Source organism: Pseudomonas sp. I3-I5 (assembly GCF_022699445.1).
GTDB lineage: Bacteria > Pseudomonadota > Gammaproteobacteria > Pseudomonadales > Pseudomonadaceae > Aquipseudomonas > Aquipseudomonas fulva.
In genome coordinates, this window is the sequence record NZ_CP093940.1 from 297,941 (window position 1) to 319,701 (window position 21,761).

At 64.3% G+C, this 21,761-nt stretch carries 18 protein-coding genes; 12 read left to right on the forward strand and 6 right to left on the reverse strand.

Translation table 11 applies throughout. The features are described 5' to 3' along the window. Positions 1-25: 25 nt before the first annotated feature. The 9 genes from putP to MOP87_RS01300 all read left to right on the forward strand — a co-directional run bounded on the left by putP (position 26) and on the right by MOP87_RS01300 (position 10,726). Complete coding sequence (putP, locus tag MOP87_RS01260) at positions 26-1,504, forward strand: sodium/proline symporter PutP (RefSeq protein ID WP_242810032.1); 1,479 nt, start codon at positions 26-28, stop codon at positions 1,502-1,504. A 170-nt stretch (positions 1,505-1,674) separates the two neighbouring features. Next, positions 1,675-2,511: a 23S rRNA (adenine(2030)-N(6))-methyltransferase RlmJ gene (rlmJ, locus tag MOP87_RS01265; RefSeq protein ID WP_027913993.1), complete on the forward strand. Its 837-nt coding sequence runs from the start codon at positions 1,675-1,677 to the stop codon at positions 2,509-2,511. Between the two features lie 355 nt (positions 2,512-2,866). Further along, the gene (locus MOP87_RS01270; RefSeq protein ID WP_027913992.1) at positions 2,867-4,624 is read left to right on the forward strand and encodes a carbamoyltransferase; all 1,758 of its coding nucleotides are present in this window, start codon (positions 2,867-2,869) and stop codon (positions 4,622-4,624) included. After that, positions 4,608-5,735: a glycosyltransferase gene (locus MOP87_RS01275; protein WP_027913991.1), complete on the forward strand. Its 1,128-nt coding sequence runs from the start codon at positions 4,608-4,610 to the stop codon at positions 5,733-5,735. The genes MOP87_RS01270 and MOP87_RS01275 overlap by 17 nt, the downstream gene beginning before the upstream one ends. Beyond that, positions 5,735-6,631 (forward strand): antimicrobial resistance protein Mig-14, encoded by an 897-nt coding sequence (locus tag MOP87_RS01280; protein WP_027913990.1) that lies wholly within the window; start codon positions 5,735-5,737, stop codon positions 6,629-6,631. The genes MOP87_RS01275 and MOP87_RS01280 overlap by 1 nt, the downstream gene beginning before the upstream one ends. Continuing rightward, positions 6,628-8,058, forward strand: coding sequence for a PIG-L family deacetylase (locus MOP87_RS01285; protein ID WP_128611144.1), 1,431 nt, complete (start codon positions 6,628-6,630; stop codon positions 8,056-8,058). Before MOP87_RS01280 ends, MOP87_RS01285 begins: the two co-directional genes overlap by 4 nt. Beyond that, positions 8,055-9,200: a glycosyltransferase gene (locus MOP87_RS01290; RefSeq protein ID WP_028687917.1), complete on the forward strand. Its 1,146-nt coding sequence runs from the start codon at positions 8,055-8,057 to the stop codon at positions 9,198-9,200. Before MOP87_RS01285 ends, MOP87_RS01290 begins: the two co-directional genes overlap by 4 nt. After that, positions 9,197-10,081, forward strand: a complete 885-nt coding sequence (locus tag MOP87_RS01295) for a glycosyltransferase (RefSeq protein ID WP_028687916.1) — start codon at positions 9,197-9,199, stop codon at positions 10,079-10,081. The genes MOP87_RS01290 and MOP87_RS01295 overlap by 4 nt, the downstream gene beginning before the upstream one ends. A gap of 6 nt (positions 10,082-10,087) precedes the next feature. Beyond that, a complete protein-coding gene (locus MOP87_RS01300; protein WP_128610982.1) occupies positions 10,088-10,726 on the forward strand; it encodes a CatB-related O-acetyltransferase in 639 nt (212 codons plus the stop codon). Here the strand turns inward: MOP87_RS01300 and MOP87_RS01305 are convergent. Then, positions 10,703-11,911 (reverse strand): acyltransferase, encoded by a 1,209-nt coding sequence (locus tag MOP87_RS01305; protein WP_242810033.1) that lies wholly within the window; start codon positions 11,909-11,911, stop codon positions 10,703-10,705. The two genes, MOP87_RS01300 and MOP87_RS01305, sit on opposite strands and share 24 nt — an antisense overlap. Before the next feature lies 1 nt (position 11,912). After that, positions 11,913-13,769 carry a bifunctional O-antigen ligase/aminoglycoside phosphotransferase family protein gene (locus MOP87_RS01310; protein ID WP_242810034.1) on the reverse strand — a complete coding sequence of 619 codons (1,857 nt, stop codon included), beginning with the start codon at positions 13,767-13,769 and terminating at the stop codon, positions 11,913-11,915. Between the two features lie 147 nt (positions 13,770-13,916). Between MOP87_RS01310 and msbA the strand changes: the two genes are divergently transcribed. Then, entirely contained in the window at positions 13,917-15,722 is a 1,806-nt protein-coding gene (msbA, locus tag MOP87_RS01315) for a lipid A export permease/ATP-binding protein MsbA (RefSeq protein ID WP_027913984.1), read from the forward strand. 129 nt (positions 15,723-15,851) lie between these two features. Continuing rightward, entirely contained in the window at positions 15,852-17,273 is a 1,422-nt protein-coding gene (gene hldE / locus MOP87_RS01320; RefSeq protein ID WP_027913983.1) for a bifunctional D-glycero-beta-D-manno-heptose-7-phosphate kinase/D-glycero-beta-D-manno-heptose 1-phosphate adenylyltransferase HldE, read from the forward strand. 69 nt (positions 17,274-17,342) lie between these two features. On the opposite strand, the gene MOP87_RS01325 is transcribed toward hldE, so the two are convergent. The 4 genes from MOP87_RS01325 to MOP87_RS01340 form a co-directional block, all read right to left on the reverse strand. Continuing rightward, positions 17,343-18,314, reverse strand: a complete 972-nt coding sequence (locus MOP87_RS01325) for a metal ABC transporter ATPase (RefSeq protein WP_242810035.1) — start codon at positions 18,312-18,314, stop codon at positions 17,343-17,345. A gap of 46 nt (positions 18,315-18,360) precedes the next feature. Continuing rightward, the gene (locus MOP87_RS01330) at positions 18,361-19,173 is read right to left on the reverse strand and encodes an aldo/keto reductase (protein ID WP_027913981.1); all 813 of its coding nucleotides are present in this window, start codon (positions 19,171-19,173) and stop codon (positions 18,361-18,363) included. Further along, entirely contained in the window at positions 19,170-20,345 is a 1,176-nt protein-coding gene (locus MOP87_RS01335) for an FAD-dependent oxidoreductase (protein ID WP_027913980.1), read from the reverse strand. Before MOP87_RS01335 ends, MOP87_RS01330 begins: the two co-directional genes overlap by 4 nt. A 104-nt stretch (positions 20,346-20,449) precedes the next feature. Next, on the reverse strand, positions 20,450-20,782 hold the full coding sequence (locus tag MOP87_RS01340; protein ID WP_027913979.1) for a multidrug efflux SMR transporter: 333 nt from the start codon (positions 20,780-20,782) through the stop codon (positions 20,450-20,452). Between the two features lie 83 nt (positions 20,783-20,865). On the opposite strand from MOP87_RS01340, the gene MOP87_RS01345 reads away from it, so the two are divergent. Then, a complete protein-coding gene (locus MOP87_RS01345; RefSeq protein WP_027913978.1) occupies positions 20,866-21,756 on the forward strand; it encodes a LysR family transcriptional regulator in 891 nt (296 codons plus the stop codon). Positions 21,757-21,761: the final 5 nt, after the last annotated feature.

A 21,761-nucleotide genomic window follows, 5' to 3' on the forward strand; every position in this document is an offset into this window, starting at 1 on the left:
TAACAACAAACGCCAGGGCCAACACATGGGTAATCCCTTAACGATCACATTCGTGGTCTACATCGCAGCAATGGTGCTGATCGGCTTCGCTGCCTACCGCGCCACCAAGAACCTTTCCGACTATATTCTCGGCGGCCGTAGCCTCGGCAGCGTGGTCACCGCGTTGTCGGCCGGTGCATCCGACATGAGTGGCTGGCTGCTGATGGGCCTGCCCGGCGCCATCTACTTCGCGGGTCTGTCAGAAGTCTGGATTGCCACCGGCCTTACCGTCGGCGCCTACCTGAACTGGCTGTTCGTCGCCGGGCGCCTGCGCGTGCAGACCGAGCACAACGGCGATGCGCTCACCCTGCCGGACTACTTCTCCAGCCGTTTCGAGGACAAGAGCGGCCTGCTGCGGATCATCTCGGCCATCGTCATCCTGGTGTTCTTCACCATTTATTGCGCCTCTGGCATCGTGGCCGGTGCTCGCCTGTTCGAGAGCACCTTCGGCATGTCTTATGAGACAGCGCTGTGGGCAGGGGCAGCCGCCACCATCATCTACACCTTCGTCGGAGGCTTCCTGGCCGTGAGCTGGACCGACACGGTCCAGGCGTCGCTGATGATCTTCGCGCTGATCCTGACCCCGGTGATCGTGCTGATCTCCACCGGCGGCTTAGACCAGACCTTCGCCGCGATCGAGGCCGTCAACCCGGCCCACTTCGACATGCTCAAGGGCGCCAGCTTCATCGGGATCATTTCGCTGATGGGCTGGGGGCTGGGCTACTTCGGTCAGCCACATATCCTGGCGCGCTTCATGGCGGCCGATTCGGTGAAGTCCATCGCCAAGGCGCGCCGTATTTCCATGACCTGGATGATCCTGTGCCTGGCCGGTACCTGCGCCGTTGGGTTCTTCGGCATCGCCTATTTCTCGGCCCACCCTGAGGTGGCCGGGCCGGTGAACGAAAACCACGAGCGCGTGTTCATCGAGCTGGCGAAGATCCTGTTCAACCCGTGGGTCGCCGGTGTCCTGCTGTCGGCCATCCTGGCGGCGGTGATGAGTACCCTGAGCTGCCAGCTGCTGGTGTGCTCGAGTGCGCTGACCGAAGACTTCTACAAGGCCTTCCTGCGCAAGAATGCCTCCCAGCGAGAGTTGGTGTGGGTCGGTCGTCTGATGGTACTGGCCGTGGCCCTGATCGCCATCGCCATGGCTGCCAACCCTGAAAACCGCGTGCTGGGCCTGGTGGCCTACGCCTGGGCGGGCTTCGGTGCTGCGTTCGGCCCTGTCGTGCTGATCTCGGTGCTGTGGAAGGGCATGACGCGCAATGGCGCGCTGGCCGGTATCGTGGTGGGTGCCCTGACCGTGATCCTGTGGAAAAGCTTCGACACCATGGGGCTGTACGAAATCATCCCTGGCTTCCTGTTCGCCAGCATCGCCATCGTCCTGGTGAGCAAGCTGGGCCGTCCTTCGCAGGCGATGGTGAGCCGCTTCGAGACGGCTGATGCGGCGTATCACGCTGACAAGTGACAGCGCCAAGGCGCGCTGCTAGCTGAAAGACGGGCCCGCTCCTGCAGTGTCCGCACGGCCTTCAAAGGTTCGTGCTGCACTGCGGTAGCGGGTTCGTTGTTTTCTGACGACCGTCAGGCCTGACGTCGTTTGCCAGGCAGGGTAAACTTGCGCTCTGCGCAGGAGTTGCCATGAACTATCGTCACGCCTTCCATGCCGGCAACCATGCCGACGTTCTCAAACATATCGTGCTGACCCGCCTCATCGCCCTGATGTCGCGCAAGGAGCAACCGTTCGCCTACCTCGACACCCATGCCGGGCTGGGGCTGTACGACCTCAAGGGTGACCAGGCGAGCCGGACCGGTGAGTACCTCGAGGGGGTCGCGCGGCTGTGGAACCGTGACGACCTGCCGGCCATGACCGCCGATTACCTGCGCGTCATCAAGCGTCTGAACGCAGACGGCGAGCTGCGCTACTACCCAGGTTCACCTGAATTGGCGCGTCGCCTGATGCGTCAGCAGGATCGCGCCTTGCTCAACGAGAAGCACCCGGAGGACGGGCCGCTGCTCAAGGAAAACATGAAGAAGGATCCGCGCGTGTTCGTGCACCTGGGCGAGGGCTGGCACGTGCCGCGCGCCTTGTTGCCCGTGCAGGAAAAACGCGCGGTCATGCTCATCGATCCGCCGTTCGAGCAGGCCGATGAACTCAAGCGTTGCACAGCCGCGATGAAGGAAGCCATTGGTCGGATGCGCCAGACGGTGGCGGCCATCTGGTACCCCATCAAGGACCAGCGCTCGCTGACCCGTTTCTACCAGGACCTTACCAGCACTGGGGCGCCCAAGCTGCTGCGCGTCGAGCTGTATGTGCATCACCAGGACAGCCCGCAAGGCCTCAATGGATCTGGGCTTGCCATCGCCAACCCGCCTTGGGGGCTGGAAGATGAACTCAAGGAGCTGCTGCCCTGGCTCGCCCGGGAGTTGGCGCAGACCGAAGGCAGCTATCGCATGGACTGGCTGATCGCCGAATAAGGCCGCCCCGGCGAGGCTGCTCCACACAGGCCGCGTGACGCCTGAGTGAGTAGCCCCACAGAGCGTGGAGCGGCCTAGTCAGCGATGGGCCGCAAAGTGGCCGCAGGGTTTCAGCTTCGCAGCGCGTAGTGCAGGGGCCGCTTTGCGGCCCATCGCGGCGCTAGGGCGCTCCCACAGTGACCGCGTGATGGACAAGTTGCGCGGTTGCCGTGCTTGTGGAGTTTGTGCCGTGGCCGAAGGCGTAGCCTTTGCAGAGGCATGCGTACGCTGCGCTTTGCGTTATAATCCCGCCTTTTAGCCGCCACCCGCCCACCGGGCCGCTGGCGCATCTCTACCGAATGAAGAGGCCTATCCCTTGGCATTGACGATTCTTGGCCTGTCCGGCGCCCTCAGCCATGACCCTTCCGCGGCCCTGTACATCGACGGCAAGCTGATTGCCGCCGCCGAAGAAGAGCGTTTCGTGCGCGACAAGCATGCGAAAAACCGCATGCCCTACGAATCGGCGAAGTTCTGCCTGGAACAAGCCGGCATCAAGCCCGCCGACGTCGATGTCATTGCCATCCCGTTCGCGCCCATCAGCCTGTTCGGCAAGGCGCGCTGGCACTACGCCAAGCGCTACTGGTACGCACCGGACCGCGCCCTCGACGCGATCCTGATGGGCAACCGCCGCTACAAGCGCTACCGCAAGAAGATCGTCTGGTGTCTGGAGCAGCTGGGCTTCGACCCGAAAAAGGTCAAGATCGAGCCCGTGGAACATCACTTGGCTCATGCCTCCAGCGCCTACCACTGCTCGGGCTTCAAGGAAAAGACCGCGATCCTGGGCATCGACGGCAAAGGCGAGTACGCCACCACCTTCTTCGGCTACGGCGAGAACGGCAAGATCCACAAGATCAAGGAGTTCTTCGATCCGGATTCCCTGGGTGGCCTGTACGGCGCTATTACCGAATTCCTCGGTTTCGAAATGCTCGACGGTGAGTTCAAGGTCATGGGCATGGCGCCGTACGGCGATGCCAGCAAATATGACTTCTCGCGCCTGGCCAGTTTCGAAAACGGCGAGTTGGTGATCAACACCGATTACGCCAACGTCATCGGCTTGCGTCGCTACAAGGAAAAAGGCAAGGGCTTCTACTTCTCGCCCAAGCTGATCGAGTGGCTGGGGCCCAAGCGCGAAGGCGACATCGCCGACGAGCCGTACATCCATTACGCAGCCAGCATGCAGGCGCTGTTCGAGAAGATCGCCCTGCAGATGATCGACCACTACCTGGGCGATACCCTGCGCGAAACCGGCAAGCTGGCGTTCGCCGGCGGTTGTGCGCTGAACGTGAAACTCAACCAGAAGATCATTGCCCGTTCCGATGTGAAGGAGCTGTTCGTGCAGCCGGCCTCCGGTGACGCCGGTACGGCAGTGGGCGCGGCAGCCTACGTGTCCCACGCCCGCGGCGTGCCGGTCGAGAAGATGGAGCACGTCTACCTTGGCCCGTCCTACTCCAACGAAGATGTGATCGCGGCCTGTGCTCGTCATCCCAACGCCCCGAAATGGCGCAAGCTCGACGACATGCCGCAGCGCATCGCCAAGATCATGGTCGATGGCAACCCGGTGGCCTGGTTCCAGGGCCGCATGGAGTTCGGCCCGCGTGCCCTGGGTGGTCGCTCGATCATTGGCTGCCCGAGCGTGCCGGGCGTTGCCAACCGCATCAACGAGCAGATCAAGTTCCGTGAGCGCTGGAGACCCTTCTGCCCGTCCATGCTCGATACGGTCGCCCCGCAAATGATCAAGGTCGACCATCCGGCGCCATTCATGACCTTCACCTTCGAAGTGGCTGAAGAATGGAAAACCCGCGTGCCAGAAGTGGTCCATGAGGACGGCACCTCCCGTGCCCAAGTGCTCAAGCGCGAATACAACCCGCGCTACTACGACATGATGAAGGCGCTCGAAGACCTGACCGGCAATGGCGTCTCGCTGAATACCTCGCTCAATCGCCGGGGCGAACCGATGATCTGCTCGCCGACCGATGCCCTGAACATGTTCTTCGGCTCGGATCTGCAGTACCTGATCATGGAAGACATCCTTGTCGTCAAGGACGGCGCTGCCGCCTATGAACAGCCGCTCTGAACCGCGCATCCTGCAGTTCTGCCATGGCTATGACGGGCCTTTCCTGGATTGTGCCCGTCAATACGCCAGCCTGTTCGAGGGCAGCGGCTACAAGGTTACGACCGTGTTCCTGACCGGCGCAGCCGACCCGCAGGTGGCGGCCGGCTGTGCGTCGGATGAAGTGCTGTTTCTGGAGTTCAGCTCCAAGGCGGTCCGTGGCCTGAAGCTTGGCGCGATTCGGGCGTTGCGCAAGGTCGCGGCCCAGCGCAACTTCGCATTCTGCATAGCTCACCGCTTCAAGCCGATCTACGTCGCCTTGCTCGGCACCCGGTTACCGGTGATAGGCGTGCACCATGCCTTTGGCGACTATGAGCGCAAAGGCCGGCGCCTGTTCGCCAACCTGTTCAGCAAGCGCTTGAGCCTGCTGGGTGTATCCGACGCAGTGCGCGACGACATGCGCCGCTGCCTGGCGCAGTGGCCCGCCGAGCGCATCCAGACGCTGTACAACCGCATCGACATCGCGGCCCTGCAAGCTGCCCTGGTGCCGCGTGCCGAGGCACGCGAAGCCTTGGGGCTGGATGCGCAGGCCTGGGTGGTGGGCAACGTCGGTCGGTTGCACCCGGACAAGGACCAGGCCACCTTGCTGCGCGGCTTTGCCCAGGCATTGCCGGCCTTGCCGGGTGGTGCGCGCCTGGCCATCCTGGGCAAGGGCCGCCTGGAACCCAAACTGAAGGCCCTGGCCCGCGAGCTGGGCGTTGCCGATCAGGTCGACTTCCTGGGGCAGGTGCCCGATGCGCGTCGCTATTTCCAGGCCTTCGACGTGTTCGCCTTGAGTTCCGACCATGAGCCTTTCGGCATGGTCCTGCTCGAAGCCATGGTCGCTGGCGTCCCGGTGCTGGCCACGGCCTGTGGCGGCGCGCGGGAAGTGGTCGAGGGTGTCGGCATGCTGTTCCCACTGGGCGAGGCCAGCCAGCTGGCGCAAGGCCTCGAACGCATGGCTGCGCTGGACGACTCGCAACGCCAGGCGTGCGCCGAGCATATGCTCGAACGCCTGCGCGAGCGTTTCTCGGACCAGGCGGTGCGCGATACCTTCTGGCAACTGCCCCAGGTTCGCGCGTTGGTGGGGGCCTGATGTTCAATCATGTAAAAGCCCTGCGCGAGCGTGGCTGGCAAGTCATCGACGCGCAAACCTATGCCCAGGCCTGGGCGCGTTTCGGCGGCAGTGTCGCCACTCATCCCCTGGTGGTCTCGCAGTTGGCGGACCTGGCGCAGATCCCCGTGCGTTACCTGGCCTGGCATCAGGGCGGGGAGCTCAAGGCAGCCATTCCCACCTGGGGGCGCCACCTGGCGCTGTCCAAGGACGTGCTCAAGCGCAGCGGCAAGAAGGCGTTGTTTGACCTGGGCAATGCCGAAATCATCCTGCCGGCGGCGGCCGACGCCGCTGCGCCGCTGCGCCATGGCGCACGCTACCTGTCCGAGCTGAACCAGGGCCGCTTTGTTGGTCTCAAGGCGCAGAAAGAACAGCTGGCGATGGCCCGTGCGCCCGAAGACCTGTCGAAGAAATTCCGTTACAACCAGCGCCGTGAGCTGCGGTTACTGGAAGAAGCCGGTGGCGTGGTGCGGCCGATCAGCGACTTCGATGCCGCTACCATCGCCGCCATGTATTGCGACCTTTTCCAGCGTCGCTGGGGGTTCGCAGCCACCGGCGCCGAGCGCATGGGCGACGTGATCGCGCGGCTGCGGGACCTGCTGATCGGCTCGGTCCTGCTGCTCGAAAACAAGCCTATCGCCATCCAGCTGGTGTACCGCGTCGAGGCGCCTGAGTGGATCAGCGTCGAATACGTCAATGGCGGCGTCGACCCCGAGACCAAGGCGTTCAGCCCCGGCAGCGTGTTGAGTTTCCTCAACACCCAGGCCGCCTGGGAAGACGCCCGTGCGCGCAACAAGCCATTGCGGTTCTCGTTCGGCCGTGCCGACCGCGAGTACAAGGACCGCTGGTGCCACCCCGTGCCGGTGTACCAGGCGTGAGCCGCAAGCAGCAGTTGCTAAAGCGCCACCGGCGCAACAAGCGCCTCGCGCTCCTGGTGGCCCTGGCGGCGTTGATTGCGCTGGGTTTGGTCACCTGGTGGCTGCCGTTGTTGCTGCTGCCGCTGCTGTGGGTGGCCCACGAGGCGTGGCTGGCCGATCACCTGTTCTACACCCCGGCCGACGACTACACCTACGCCTTCGATGAGGCCGATGAAGTGGCGGGCGTAAGCTTGAAGGACGGCCGCTTGCAGCTACCTGCATTGCCCGTCGCAGAAGGCGCCACGTGGGTGCTGCAGGTTGAGCTGCGTTGCGCCCTGCTGGGCAGGTTTCTTGACCCCGGCGTGTCCATCGAAGGCGCAGGTGGCGAAGACCTGCAGGTGTTCGAGCGCGGTGTTCGCGGCAAGCGCTACCTCAACCTGACTGGGCTCGACACGGCGCTGCGTCAGGGCCAGATCACCTTGCGCGGGCGCTTCTGCCGGCTGGTGGGCCAGCCGCGCCTGTGGATGTTCCAGCAGCCAGACCTGCGTCGTAAGCGGGTGATGGTCATCGCGCCCCATGCCGATGATGCCGAACTTGCCGCCTACGGCCTGTACAGCCAGGCAGACGAAGCCTGGATCGTGACCCTGACCGCTGGCGAAATCGAGGCCGAGCACTACCAGGCCATGGGCCTGTCATCTGTCGAGGCTGCGCGGCTCAAGGGGCGCTTGCGGGCCTGGGACAGTATCGCGGTGCCTCGCTGGGCAGGCGTTGCGCAAGCGCGCTGCGTGCAGTTGGGCTATTTCTGCCTGCAATTGCCGGCCATGCGGCAGGCACCGACGACCCCCTTCGGCTCGCGTGAAGCGGACATGGCCGACACGCGCCCCTTCCGTACCCTCAACGCGTTGCCTCTGCCCGGCGACGACGGCGTCCCGACTTGGCACAACCTGCTGGCCGACGTGCGCGCGTTGATACAACAGGCGCGTCCGGAAGTGATCGTGATGCCGCACCCGGTGCTCGATCCGCATCCTGACCACGTGGCTGCCCAGCAAGCCCTGCAGGAAGCGTTGCAGGGCCTGCCGTGGCAACCCGAGATCCTGCTGGGCTATGCCAATCACCTGCACGACAACGACCGCTGGCCCATGGGCGACAGCGGTGCAGGCGTGGCCTTGCCGCCGGTCACCCACGCGTTGTCGGTCGGGCAGCCGTGCACCTTGGTGCTGGACCGTCCTCTGCAACTGGACAAGGCCATGGCTCTGGGCATGATGCACGACCTTCAGCCCCGCCCGCCCTTCAAGCGCCGAGTGCGACGGGTGATCCAGCGCTGGCTGGCAGGCCGGCGCAGTTCGCCTTACGGCGAGAACGAATTTTTCCGCAAGGCCGTGCGTCGCCACGAGCTGTTCTGGGTTCTGACGGACCGCCACCAGGGTGTACATCGGGAAAACGTATGAAGCGTTTCAAAGTCCTGCAACTGCAACCGGACTACAACATCAAGCAGCACGATTTCGCCGACCTGGCCGAGCAGATCTTCAAGGCGCTGCCAGCGGATCGCTTCGAAACGACCATGGCCTTTCTCAAGGGCCGGCCTGCGCCTGGCCAACCGGTCAGCCGCGCCGACCATTCGGTGTACTTCGACTTCAGCGACAGTGCGCTCAAGGGCATGCGTCTCAAGGCCTTGTGGCAGCTCTACCGGTATTGCCGGCGCGAACGCTTCGACGTGGTGATCTGCAACCGCTTCAAGCCTGTGAACATGCTGTTGCAGCTCAACCGCTGGTTGAAGATCCCGTTGTGCATCGGCATTTCCCATGGCTTCGGCGAGTACGACCGCGCCTACCGCCGTCGTCAGACCCAGCGCCTGATCGACGGGCATTGGCAGTTCGTAGGCGTGTCGCCGGCAGTCAAGCAGTACCTGCTGGATTGCAGCTGCGGTTTCACCGATGCCAACACCCACGCCATCACCAACGCCATCGACACGGATCAGGCCCAGGCGTTGCAGCTGGACAAGGCCGAGGCCCGTACGCAACTTGGCCTGGCCCAGAACGTTCGCATGGTCGGGGCGCTGGGCCGCCTGGTGCCGGTCAAAGGCCATACCTACCTGATCCAGGCGTTTGCCGCCCTGAAGGACAAGTACCCCACCGCGCAGCTGGCGATCATCGGTGCTGGTCGTGAGCAGGCGCGCCTGCAGGCTGAGATCGATCGCCTGGGGCTGACGGGCAGGGCGCACCTGCTGGGCTTTCGTGACAACGCCCTGCGCTACGTCCGTGCCTTCGACATCTGGGCCATGCCATCGCTGGCCGAAGGCCTTGGCCTTGCCCTGCTCGAAGGCATGAGCGGGCGCTTGCCGGTCATCGCCAGCGACGTGCCGGCCATGTTGCCGCTGATTACCGGCGCGGGCGGCGAGGTGGTCAAGCCCGCGGACGTTGACAGCCTGACCACGGCCCTGGACCGCTACCTGGCGCTGGATGACGCGGCGTTGCATGCCAAGGGCGAGCAGGCCTACCACTACCTCAATCAACACCACGACATCGACGTGTTCCGTGAGCAATACCTGGCGCTGATCGAGTCGGGCTTGGCTGCCAAGGAGCCGAAATGAGTGCGGACCCAACCCTGGTCACGGTGATCATCGCATCGTACAACCATGGCCCTTACATCGAGCAGAGCATTCTCAGCGTACTGAACCAGACCTACCCGCACATCGAGCTGCTGGTGGTGGACGACGGCTCGACCGATGACAGCGTCGAGCGTATCGAGCGCCTGCAGGCGCAACATGGCTTCGATTTTCGCGTGCAGCGCAACAAAGGCCTGACCCACACGCTCAACGAGGCCATTGCGCGGGCCAGGGGCACGCTGATCGCGCCGTTCGGGTCCGACGACATCATGATGCCGGATCGCATCGCGATCCAGGTCCAGTACATGGCCGACAAGCCCGAAGTGGGTATCTGCGCTGGCAACATCGAACTCATCGATTCCCAGGGTGAGCTGTTCCCCGAAGCGCGGCAGCGCCGCGAGGTTCCGTTCAGGCGCCTGGACTTCGAGGACATGTTCCTGGAGCGCAAACCCTACCCACCTGCGCCCACGCTGCTGATCCGCCGCGAGGCGCTGGAGAAGGTGGGCGGTTTCGACCCGGATATCCGCCTGGAAGACCTGCTGATCGAACTGAAGGTGACCCATGCCGGGTACTTCATCGATGGCCTGAGCGTGGTCATGGCGCGCTACCGCAAACATGCCAGCAACTCGTACAAGAACCACCGATTCATGATCGACAACATCCTGCGTACCTATGCCAAGTTCAAGGATCACCCGGCCTACGAGCAGGTCAAGTTCAAGGCGCTGAACTCGATGTTCCTCAAGGTGGCCAACCGTGACCGCAAGCTGGCCCGCGAACTGCTGGCGCAGATTCCACTGCGCGCCTATACGCGCAAGACCTGGCGCGGGCTGGGGCGGTTGTTCTTCTCGCCCTTGGAAAAGGGCTGAAGGGCCATGGGCTGGCTATCGCGCTACCGGGAAAAACGGGCCAAGCGGGCGATTCGCAAGCTGCCGGCCATCGAGCGCGGGCAGGCGCGATTTGCCGCGCGTTACCCCCAGTACGCTTTCGGCGTGGGCAGCTATGGCGTGCCCGAGGTGCATGACTGGCAAGAGGGCACGACGCTGCGCATCGGCGCCTATTGCTCGATTGCCGAAGGCGTGCAGATTTTCCTTGGCGGGCATCATCGGGCCGACTGGGTCACCACTTACCCATTCCCGGCCATGCTGCCCGAGGCATCGGTCATAGAGGGCTATGCCTTCAGCCGCGGGGATGTGACCATCGGCAACGACGTGTGGCTGTGCTCCAACTGCACGATCCTGTCGGGGGTGAACATTGGCAGCGGCGCCATCGTGGCCGCTGGGGCCGTGGTGACGCGGGATGTACCCGCTTACGCGGTGGTCGGCGGCAACCCGGCCAGCGTCGTGCGCTGGCGATTCCCGGAAGCGGTACGCGTGCAACTGCTGGCCAGCGCCTGGTGGGACTGGCCACCTGCCGAGATTGCCCACGTGGCGGGCAAGCTGTGCAGCGATGATATCCAGGCGTTTCTCGCCTATGCCGAGCAGCGCGCCTCAGGCCTGGCGGGTCGAACCTGACTTCAGGTTGTCAGGCTTGGTCTGCCGGCGCTGAGCCAGGCGCTTGCCCAGGGCGATCCCCGGCTTTTCCAGTATGAGGAACGTGGCGCTGCTCAAGACCACCAGGACGGTGCAGGCGATGGCGATCACGGCCATGAATGCCCCGTGGTCGTCGTAGGTGAACCCGTAAGAGGGGTAGAGGCGATAGGCGAGCCACCACAGCACCAGCCCATGGAGCAGGTAGAGGCTGTAACTGATTTCACCCAGCCAGCGGGCACTGCGCAGGGCCAGGGCGCCCAGCAGGTCGTTGCCCGAGACGATGATGCAGAACACGAGGCTCAGCAGCAGCAGCGGGAATACCGCGAAGGTCTTGTGCAGCACTGTCATCACCAGCACCAGCAAGCCGATGGCCATCCAGGTGCCGTACCTGCCCTTGGCCCATTGCACCAGCCTCGGGCTGCGTATCCAGTACACCGCCGCAATGCCGCCTGCAAAGCTCATCAGGTATTTCTTCTTCAGCGCATGTTCCCAGCCCACGAGCTTTGCCAGCAGGTACAGGGCGACCACGCAGGCAATGGCCCTCAAGAGCGTACCGCGGTAGACGAACATCAGGCCCAGCAACGGCAAGGCCAGGTAGAAGTAGATTTCGTAGTTCAGGGTCCAGGTCACGTTCGAGATCAGGTTGCCGGTGCCGGCCAACTGGTTGATGTCGGGACGGTGGAACAGCAGCCAGGCTGAAAGCTGTTGTGCCAGGGCGGTCGGCGTATCCAGCAGCTCCCAGCCTTGCAGATAGAACACCGTCACAAGCACCGCAGCCAGCAGGCCGAAATACAGGGGGTACAGGCGCATGACCCGGGAAATGGCAAAGGCCCGCCAATCGAAGGCGCGGCCCTGGCGAACCAGCCTGCTCCAGAACAGAAACCCGGTGATCATGAAGAACAGGGCGACGCTCGCTTGCCCGATCTGGGCAAAGAAGCGCTCCGGTGGCATGTTGATCTGGCCAGTGTGCTGGTAATGCCAGGCAATGGCGGCATGGTGGATGAAGACCCCCAGTGCCAGGTAGCCCCTCAAGCCATCGAGGGTGGCCCAGCGCCCCGCCACCGGCTCCAGATGGCGCGCCACCCAAGGGCTGCGCAGCAGCAGCCCTGCCAGCAACAGGGCCAGGCCGAACACCAGGAAACTGAGCAGCGGCGCGAGGTAGCCCATGTCAGCGATCCGCTCCAGGGGCCAGTTCGAGCTTCTGGCGTAGGGCGTGGCTCATGGTCTGGCTGGCCGCTGCACTGTAGCCCTCCAGCAGGGCCTGGACGTTTTCCTCGAACAGCCACTGCTTGTCTTCGGCGTAGCGCTGCATGTGGCGCAGGTTGCGCTGGCGCAGGTCTGCCGACAGTGGCGAAGGCAGCAGGCGCATGTCGGCAAGGTCGATCAGGCCAAATTGGCCGTTGTCCATCAGCAGTACGTTGCCCAGGTGCAAGGACCGGAAGTAGACGCCTTGCTGGTGCAACTGACCCATGAAGCGCCCCAGCCGCTGCACCAGGGCCTTGCGTGCTGCCAGCGAGGGACAGGCCTGCAGCGCCTGGCGCACGGTCTGGCCTGCCAGGGGGATGTAGCGCACACCCTGGGTGCCATCGGCGTAGTTCAGCAGTTCCACGACGGGGGGCGTGGGAATGCCTTCGAGTGCCAGTTGCTGGCTGTTTCTGGCAAAGCGGCGCGCGTAGGGGTAGAAGGCGCCGGCGGTGTACCAGGCGCGCGGGCGGAACAACTTCAGGAAGCTGCCATCTTGCAGGAGCAGGACCTTGGGCCCAAGCCCGTCCTCTTCGATGATGCGGGCACCCTCATGCAGCTGCCTGGCCTGCGCCTCGCTCAAGCGAGCGCGGTTGGCCGCCACCAGCCTGCCGCCCCGGCGGGCGATGTTCAGCCCCGCGACCAGTGCCAGCGGAATCCACAGCAGGAACCAGTGCTCCTTGGGCCGCGACAGGATACCGCCGCCCTCGGTCAGGCCCGCACCAATGCCGAACACCAGCAGTGCCGAGGCCATCTGCAGGGCAGGGTGGGTGCGGTACTTCCAGCCGCTGTAAAGCGCGTAGAGGATCATGCCCAGCCACGGCAGCAAGCCCAGGATGCCCACGTAATACAGCACGCCCATGACGAAACTGTGGGGCTCGCTCAGCAGGTAGCCCACGCCGACATCGATGGACAAGGGCGCGTCGTAGCCGTGGCCAATCAGCGGGTGCTGGAGGAACAGGTCCCAGGTAATGCGCCAGATATCGAAACGGTACGAGTCGCCGCGCGCCATGATCAACTGCGGGTCCACCACCAGTACTGCGGCGATGAACAGCGGAGCGGCCAGGAACAGGGGGATCGAACGACGGTCCAGGCACAGCAGGGCGATCCAGTTCACCGCCAGGGTCATGGCCACCAGGGGCGTGCGGGAACCGGTGGCCACCACCGCGGCGAACATGACCGCAAAGGCCGCCATGCACAGCGACACGGTCAGCGCCCGCTTGCCGTTGACCGCCATCCATAGCCAGTAGGTCCCGAAGAAACCGTACAAGTGCGAGCTGAGCAGCGGGTTATCCAGAGCGCCTGCGCCGATCAGCCGGCTGCCTGGCGTGTAGGTGAGCATGAACGTGGTCAGGTCCCGCAGCGTGGCCAGCAGCGCCAGTAGCGCAGCCCCCAGGAAAAGGCCCTTGAGCGCCTCGGGCCGGTAACGCAGCATCAGCCCGGTGCCCAGGAACAGCATCAGGGTGTGCAGGGGCCGCTTGATCAGGTTGTCCGCCTGCGCCGCCGAGGGTGACCAGCTCAGGCTGAGGATGGCGTAGCCGGCGAAGGCCACGAACAGCCACAGCAACGGTTCACGAAACAGGGTTTTCAGTTCACGAGGCCGGACACATAGCGCCAGCAGGGTCGGGATGCTGAAAAGGCCGTAGTACAGCTTGTGGTGCAGGCTGCGTTCGGGCAGGAAGAACAGGGCACCGAGCAGCGCCAGCATGCCGGCCGGCAGCAGCCACAGGCACACGAAATCGAAAAAGCGGTTGCCGGCGTTGTGTAGGCTGCTTGGGAACATGGAGAAAGAGGGCCCAGGTCGAAAGAACGGGCAATGTTACCCCAGCTTTGCGCGCATTGCTGCTGGTAAGCGGCGGGGGCCGAGTGGTCCGACGTCGCTGCCAACGTGTGGTAAAGTCAGCACCCCATTTTCAGCATGTTCCGTGATATGACAGACGCCAACGGCTCCCAGAGCCCATCGAGCATGAAGATCTATTTCCGTCTACTTGGCTATGTCCGACCCTACATCGGCGTGTTCCTGCTGAGTATCCTGGGCTTTCTGATCTTTGCTTCGACCCAGCCAATGCTGGGTTACATCCTCAAGTATTTCGTCGACGGCCTGTCCAACCCGGATGCCTCGCTGTTTCCCAACGTCCCGCACCTGCGCGACCTGAACCTGCTGCACACGGTGCCGGCGCTGATCATCATCATCGCCGCCTGGCAAGGCCTGGGTTCGTTCCTGGGCAACTACTTCCTGGCCAAGGTCTCGCTGGGCCTGGTCCATGACCTGCGGGTGCAGCTGTTCAACAACCTGCTGAGCCTGCCCAACCGCTACTTCGACCAGAACAACTCCGGGCACCTGATTTCGCGCATCACCTTCAACGTGACCATGGTCACTGGGGCGGCTACCGACGCCATCAAGGTGGTCATTCGCGAAGGCATGACGGTGGTGTTCCTGTTCGGCTCGCTGCTGTTGATGAACTGGCGCCTGACGCTGGTGATGCTGGCCATCCTGCCGCTGATCGCCTTCATGGTGGGCCGTGCCAGCAAGAAATTCCGCAAACAGAGCAAGAAGATCCAGGTTGCCATGGGCGACGTCACCCACGTGGCGTCCGAGACCATTCAGGGCTACCGCGTGGTGCGCAGCTTCGGCGGCGAGGCCTACGAGCGCCAGCGCTTCCTCAAGGCCAGCCAGAGCAACACCGACAAGCAGCTGCGCATGACCCGTACCAGCGCCATCTATACGCCCCTGCTGCAACTGGTGATCTACGTTGCCATGGCCGTGCTGATGTTCCTGGTGCTGTACCTTCGTGGCGATGCCTCGGCAGGCGACATGGTGGCCTACATCACCCTGGCCGGCCTGCTGCCCAAGCCGATTCGCCAGCTTTCGGAAGTGAGTTCGACCATCCAGAAGGGCGTGGCCGGTGCCGAGAGCATCTTCGAGCAGCTCGACGAGCAGCGAGAAGTGGACACCGGTACCGTCGAGCGCGATGCGGTCAGCGGGCGCCTGGAAGTGCGCAACCTCAGCTTCACCTACCCCGGTACCGATCGCCAGGTGCTGAGCGACATCAACTTCACCGTCGAGCCTGGGCAGATGGTCGCGCTGGTGGGCCGCTCCGGCAGCGGCAAGTCCACCCTGGCCGGCCTGATTCCACGCTTCTACCACCACAGCAGCGGCGAGATACTGCTCGATGGCGTGGAAATCGAAGACTTCAAGTTGCTCAACCTGCGTCGACACATCGCCCAGGTCAACCAGCATGTGACCTTGTTCAGCGACACCATCGCCAACAACATTGCCTACGGTGACCTGGCCGGGGCGCCGCGTGCCGACATCGAAGCGGCGGCTGAGGCAGCCTTCGCCAAGGATTTCGTCGATCAGCTGCCCAAAGGTTTCGATACCCAGATCGGCGAAAACGGGGTGTTGCTCTCCGGTGGCCAGCGCCAACGCCTGGCCATCGCCCGCGCGCTGTTGAAGAACTCGCCACTGCTGATCCTGGACGAAGCGACCTCGGCCCTGGATACCGAGTCCGAGCGGCACATCCAGGCTGCGCTGGACCGCGTGATGCAGGGGCGCACCACGCTGGTGATCGCGCATCGCCTGTCGACCATCGAGAAGGCCGACCAGATCCTGGTCATGGATCAGGGCCGTCTGGTGGAGCGGGGCACCCATGCCGAGCTGCTGGCCGCCAACGGTTACTATGCGCGCCTGCATGCCATGGGCCTGGATGAGCCGGCCAAGGCCGACATCACCTGATTCTACCTGCCAAGGGGCCTCGGTGCCCCTTCTGTTTCGGGGTATTCCTCAGCGCGAACTGGCCCTAAAGCCGCCAGCCGCGCTGTGCTAATATCCCGTCCCTGTTCACTATTGTCATATGGGTTGCCCATGAAGTTGTCCATGCCGCGTTTCGATCAAGCCCCGGTACTGGTGGTCGGCGATGTCATGCTCGACCGCTACTGGCATGGCGGTACGTCGCGTATTTCGCCGGAAGCGCCAGTGCCGGTGGTCAAGGTCGATCAGATCGAGGATCGCCCAGGCGGTGCGGCCAACGTGGCCTTGAACATCGCCGCACTGGGCGCGCCGGCGTCCCTGGTGGGCGTCACCGGGCAGGACGAAGCTGCCGACAGCCTTTCCAACAGCCTGCAGGCGGCAGGCGTGCGTTCGGTCTTCCAGCGCATTGCGCATCAGCCGACCATCGTCAAGCTGCGGGTCATGAGCCGGCACCAGCAGCTGCTGCGCATCGATTTCGAAGAATCCTTCGCCACCGACCCGGTGTCGCTCAGCGCAGAAGTCGACGGTTTGCTCGAAGGCGTCAAGGTCCTGGTGCTGTCGGACTACGGCAAGGGCGCGCTGAAAAACCACCAGGCGCTGATCCAGGCCGCACGGGCCAAGGGCATCCCGGTGCTGGCCGACCCCAAGGGCAAGGATTTCTCCGTCTATCGCGGGGCCAGCCTGATTACCCCCAACCTCAGCGAGTTCGAGAACATCGTTGGGCGTTGTACCGACGAGGCGGAGCTGGTTGCCAAAGGTTTGCAGCTGCTCCAGGAGCTGGACATGGGCGCCTTGCTGGTGACCCGTGGCGAGCACGGCATGACCTTGCTGCGCAATGGTCATCCGCCCCTGCACCTGCCAGCCCGTGCACGTGAAGTGTTCGATGTGACCGGCGCAGGCGATACGGTGATCTCCACCCTTGCCGCCGCCATTGCCGCCGGTGAAGAGCTGCCCCAGGCAGTGGCCCTGGCCAACCTGGCGGCGGGTATTGTCGTCGGCAAGCTTGGTACTGCGGCGATCAGCGCGCCGGAACTGCGCCGCGCCATCCAGCGCGAAGAAGGGTCCGAGCGCGGGGTGCTGGGCCTTGAGCAATTGCTGGTAGCGATCGACGATGCCAGGGCGCACAACGAGCGTATCGTGTTCACCAATGGCTGCTTCGACATTCTGCATGCGGGCCACGTGACCTACCTGGAGCAGGCGCGCGCTCAAGGCGATCGCCTGATCGTGGCGGTCAACGACGATGCATCGGTCAGCCGGCTGAAGGGCCCGGGCCGGCCGATCAACAGCGTCGATCGCCGCATGGCCGTGTTGGCAGGCTTGGGCGCAGTGGACTGGGTGATCAGTTTCTCCGAAGGCACCCCAGAAAACCTGCTGAGCCAGGTCAAGCCGGATGTGCTGGTCAAAGGCGGCGACTACGGCATCGACCAAGTGGTTGGCGCCGACATCGTCAACGCCTATGGCGGCACCGTGAAAGTGCTGGGGCTGGTCGAAAACAGCTCCACCACTGCCATCGTCGAGAAGATCCGCAAGCACTGACAGGGCAGGGCTGCGCGGCAGCCCTTGTTGCGCCGGCCCCAGCGGGGGCGCGCTGCATGCGCGCTTTGCTCAGGGCTTGTGCAGCGAGGTACGCGCCCGCTTGAGCAGCGCTCGGGCCTTGGCACCGAACCGTTGCAGGTGGGAGGCTCGGGCAGGCTTGGGTTCCACCAGGCCTTGTTGACGCACCCAATCCTTCCAGCGTATCCGTTCCTCGTTGACCACCCAGCCCTCCTGCCGGGCGAAGCTTTCGGCCAGGTACAACCCCCGCGTGCTGGCCGGCAACAGTTCGTCTTTCTTCAGGGTATAGAGCTCGGCCAGGGGTTGGCCGTCCTGCAGCGGCATCAGGTACAGGTCCGGGCGCTTGCGGTTCAGCCGCGCCACCAACTGGTCGCCCTCAAGACGTTCATCCACATGGAACAGGCTGAGCTTCTTGGCCTCCCTGGGCACTTGCAGGCGCATGTCGTAGATCAGTTGCAGCGAAGCGGTCGGCAGGTGCACGTAAGCACGGGGCCGCTCCAGCAGGACCAGGTTGCCGCAGTGGACCGGGCGGGCGGCACCGGACTGCGGGGTCAGTTGAAAATGCGGCGTTTCTCGGTAGTGCAAGGCTGCCGCATAGGGCACAGGTAGCCAGGTGTCGTTGAAGCGGCCGCCCAGCCAGCCCTCTGTGGTTTCCAGCAGGCATTCCTCGGCTACTTCCTGCACGGCGGTGTGCAATGGCAGGTTCAGTTCCTGAGCGGGCACGTAACCTGAGATCAGCTTTAGCACCACGTCGCCGCGGTCTTGGCGCCGTTGACGCACCAGCACCCAGTAGTCGCGGTTCTGCCAGCTCAGCGTCAGGCGCACCGAAACACCCAAGTTGGCAAGCTCGACCACGAACCGCTGGGGATCTGCCACCGCCACCGGTTTGCGACGTTGTTGGGTCTGGGCGAAATTGAGGGGCATGCCAGTGCCCTGGTAGAGAAGGCTTTCGGCCGTGGCCTCGACATGCAGCGGCAGCGTCTTGAAGTTGCTCGGGTTCTTGCGTATCAGCGTTCGCGCCACGTTGCTCCTCCTTGCGACGGCTCGCCCGGCGCGTGGCCAGGCAGACTCAATGCTGGCCCAGGATTCGGGCGACGGTGGCCACGTTATGGGCCAGGTGCAACGGGTTGATGGTGCCCACGATAGCACTGCTGACGCCAGGGTGGGCGAAGAGCAGCTCGAAGCTGGCACGGACCGGGTCGACGCCGGGTGCCAGGCAGGCATGGCCGCTGGCCAGGGCCTTTTTGACCAGGATGGCCTTGCCGTGCTGCGCAGCGTAGTCGAGTACCGGGCGCTCTGCCTGTTCGTTCAGGTTGAAGGTGACCATGGCGCAGTCGCCTTGCTCCAAGGCCTTCAAGCCTCCGGCTACAGTCTTGCCTGAAAACCCGAAGCCCAGGATCTTGCCTTCACGCTTGAGCGTGGCCAAGGTCTCATACACCGCCTGCTGCTCGAGGATGGCCAGGTCATTACCGTCGGAGTGCACCAGCACCAGGTCGATGCGGTCGGTTTCCAGCCGGCGCAGGCTGCGCTCCACCGATCGGCGCGTGTGGGCCGCGCTGAAATCGAAACGCGATTGACCGGCGTCGTATTCCTCGCCCACCTTGCTCACCAGCACCCAGGCATCGCGCTGACCCCGCAGCAGCGGGCCAAGGCGCTCTTCACTGCGGCCATAGGCCGGAGCGGTATCTAGCAGGTTGATGCCCAGGTCGCGGGCCTGGCCAAGCAGCAGCCTGGCTTCATCGTCGCCGGGGATGGTGAAGCCTGAAGGGTATTTCACGCCCTGGTCCCGGCCAAGCTTGACCGTGCCCAGCCCCAGGGGCGAAACCTGCAAGCCCGTGCTGCCCAGGGGGCGGTGCAAACCGTGGAGAGTTGGCAAGCTCATGGCAGGAGGGTCTCCCATGCAGGCTGGCCCAGCGGCGGGCGCGGCAAGTCGGTCAGGTCGGCCTGGGCCTGAGGTTGCACGGCGTCGCGTTGCAACTGGCGGATAACCCGGTCGCTGAAGTCAGGTGCCAGGGCCAGCTTGGTAGGCCAGCCCACCAGCAGCCGTTGCTGTTCGGCAAGAAACGCATTGTCCGGGCGCACCAGGCCGGACTGGGCAGGCTCGGCACGGTCCACTCGCAACGTGGCCCAGTGCAACTGGCTTTGATCCACCCAGGGCAGCAGGCTGGCCACTTCTTTCTGCGCGGCGGCGATCTGCGCGGCCGGCTCGCGGGCCACGCCATCGGCTTCGGCCAGTTCGCCGCCCAGGTACCACACCCACTGTCCGTCGGCGGCCGGGTGGGTGGTGACCGTCATCCGCGGCTTGGGGCCTGCGCCCAGGCAATGGGCATAAAGTGGCTTGAGGTTGGCTCCCTTGACCATCACCATGTGCAGGGGGCGGGTTTGCATGGCGGGCTGCTCGAGCCCCAGTGCCTGCAACAGGTCCGCGATGCCGGCGCCCGCGCTGAGCACGATGCGCTGGGCGCGGATGTCACGCCCGTCCACACGCAGGCCCACCAGCTCGCCCTCGTCGCGCAGCGGCTCGATGCGTTCGCCCGCCAGGAGGCTGTCACCGGCCAGTTCGGCCAGGTTGGTCAGCAGGCTGGGCACGTCGATCACCAGTTCGGCCAACCGATAGACCTTGCCCTTGAAGGCACGGTCCTGCAACGCCGCAGGCAATTGGTCGCCTTTGACCTGATCCACCCGGCCGCGCACCGCCTTGCTGGCGAAGAAGCTGGTGAGATTGCCGGCCAGGGTGCCTGGAGACCACAGGTAGTGCGCATCGGACAGCAGGCGCGTATGGCGCAGGTCCAGTTCGCCGTTGCCCGCCAAGGCTTCGCGCCAGCGGCGCGGCATGTCGGCAATCGCCTCCGAGGCGCCGGTCAGCGCCCCATGCAGCGCGTACTTGGTGCCGCCATGGATGATGCCCTGGGACTTGAGCGTCTGTGCGCCGCCTACCGTGGCGCGCTCCACCAGCACTGTCGAATAACCCAGGCGGCGCAAGCGGGCATTGAGCCAGAGGCCTGCGACCCCGGCGCCGACGATCAGCACGTCAGTGGAAATGGCAGATGGCATGGCGATACCTCGAAAACTGGGACAGCTGGCAAGTATACAGGCTCAGGGTCGGATGCACGGGCTGGCGTGCGCCACGCATCCTGACGCTGCTGCCACGGCCCGGCTCAGTGCCCCGTGGTCTTGGAGAACAGCTGAATCACCACCACGCCGCCGACGATCATCGCCATGCCGAGCATCGCCGGGATGTCCAGTTTCTGCCCATAGAGCACCAGTGCCGCCACGCTGATCAGCACGATACCCAGCCCCGACCAGATCGCGTAGGCGATGCCCACCGGGATGCTGCGCACCACCAGCGTCAGCATCCAGAACGCGATGGCGTAGCCCGCCACCATCAGCAACAGAGGCAATGGGGTGCTAAGGCCTTTGACAGCCTTCATGGAGGCGGTGGCGACGACTTCGGCGCAGATGGCAATCGCGAGGTAGGTGTAGGCATTCATGACGGTTCTCCAGTGGATGGGCGCATTCTAGGCCGTACTCGAATGCGGTAAAGTCATTACCTATCTGGTAAGGAGATAGGTGAATGGCCGAGCAATGGAGTCTGGATCAGTTGCGCACGTTCATGCGCGTGGCTGAGCTGCGTTCGTTTTCTGCCGTTGCGCGCGAACAGCACAAGGCTCAATCAGCGGTCAGCAACGCCATCGCCCTGCTCGAAACGGACCTTGGGGTCACCCTGTTCGAACGCAGCAGTGGGCGCCAGCCGAAGCTCACCGCAAACGGCGAAGCGCTGCTTGCCGATGCCCGCGAGCTGCTGCGCCAGTGCGAGCGTCTGGATGGGCGGGCCCTGGCGTTGATGCGTGGCCAGGAAGCACTGCTGCGGGTGGCGCAGGATGAGGCGATGCCGTATCAGCCTGTCATCGACAGCCTGGATGAGTTGGCAACCCGTTACCCCTTTCTGGAAGTTCAACTGGCCAGCGGCGCGCAGGGCGACGTTGCACGCAAGCTGGTGGAGCGGCGTGCCGACCTGGGGTTGTTCTTTCACCATGAGCGCGTACCGGCGTCGCTGGAACGGCGGGCCTTGGGTAGCGTGGAAATGGTCACGGTCTGCGCCGTCGGCCACCCCTTGGCGCAGGCCGGCCGGGCGGACCGACAGCAACTGGCACGCCATCGCCAGCTGCTGATCACCCCCCAGCAGAGCGGTTACCCGGGGGGTGAGGCGATCAGCCCACAGGTGTGGCGGGCCGACAGCTTCTATGCCATGGCCGAACTGCTGATGCGCGGGCTGGGCTGGGCCTGGCTGCCGCGGCATGTGGTGCAGTACCCCACCTATCAGGCGCATATGGTGGAGCTGGCCAGCGACTGGCGGCCACCGGCGCTGGTGGTGGAGCTGGCCTGGCGTCGGGACGAGCCGCTGGGGCCTGCGGCGCAGTGGCTGGCCGAGCGCTTTGCGGTGCATTTGCGTGCGATCGGGTAAACTGC

Coding starts and splice junctions, on each gene's coding strand:
- rlmJ (WP_027913993.1), top strand. CDS start 1,675: ATGAACTATCGTCACGCCTTCCATGCCGGCAACCATGCCGACGTTCTC.
- msbA (WP_027913984.1), top strand. CDS start 13,917: ATGACAGACGCCAACGGCTCCCAGAGCCCATCGAGCATGAAGATCTAT.
- MOP87_RS01275 (WP_027913991.1), top strand. CDS start 4,608: ATGAACAGCCGCTCTGAACCGCGCATCCTGCAGTTCTGCCATGGCTAT.
- MOP87_RS01335 (WP_027913980.1), bottom strand. CDS start 20,345: ATGCCATCTGCCATTTCCACTGACGTGCTGATCGTCGGCGCCGGGGTC.
- MOP87_RS01340 (WP_027913979.1), bottom strand. CDS start 20,782: ATGAATGCCTACACCTACCTCGCGATTGCCATCTGCGCCGAAGTCGTC.
- MOP87_RS01310 (WP_242810034.1), bottom strand. CDS start 13,769: ATGTTCCCAAGCAGCCTACACAACGCCGGCAACCGCTTTTTCGATTTC.
- hldE (WP_027913983.1), top strand. CDS start 15,852: ATGAAGTTGTCCATGCCGCGTTTCGATCAAGCCCCGGTACTGGTGGTC.
- MOP87_RS01295 (WP_028687916.1), top strand. CDS start 9,197: ATGAGTGCGGACCCAACCCTGGTCACGGTGATCATCGCATCGTACAAC.
- MOP87_RS01330 (WP_027913981.1), bottom strand. CDS start 19,173: ATGAGCTTGCCAACTCTCCACGGTTTGCACCGCCCCCTGGGCAGCACG.
- putP (WP_242810032.1), top strand. CDS start 26: ATGGGTAATCCCTTAACGATCACATTCGTGGTCTACATCGCAGCAATG.
- MOP87_RS01290 (WP_028687917.1), top strand. CDS start 8,055: ATGAAGCGTTTCAAAGTCCTGCAACTGCAACCGGACTACAACATCAAG.
- MOP87_RS01345 (WP_027913978.1), top strand. CDS start 20,866: ATGGCCGAGCAATGGAGTCTGGATCAGTTGCGCACGTTCATGCGCGTG.
- MOP87_RS01280 (WP_027913990.1), top strand. CDS start 5,735: ATGTTCAATCATGTAAAAGCCCTGCGCGAGCGTGGCTGGCAAGTCATC.
- MOP87_RS01305 (WP_242810033.1), bottom strand. CDS start 11,911: ATGGGCTACCTCGCGCCGCTGCTCAGTTTCCTGGTGTTCGGCCTGGCC.
- MOP87_RS01300 (WP_128610982.1), top strand. CDS start 10,088: ATGGGCTGGCTATCGCGCTACCGGGAAAAACGGGCCAAGCGGGCGATT.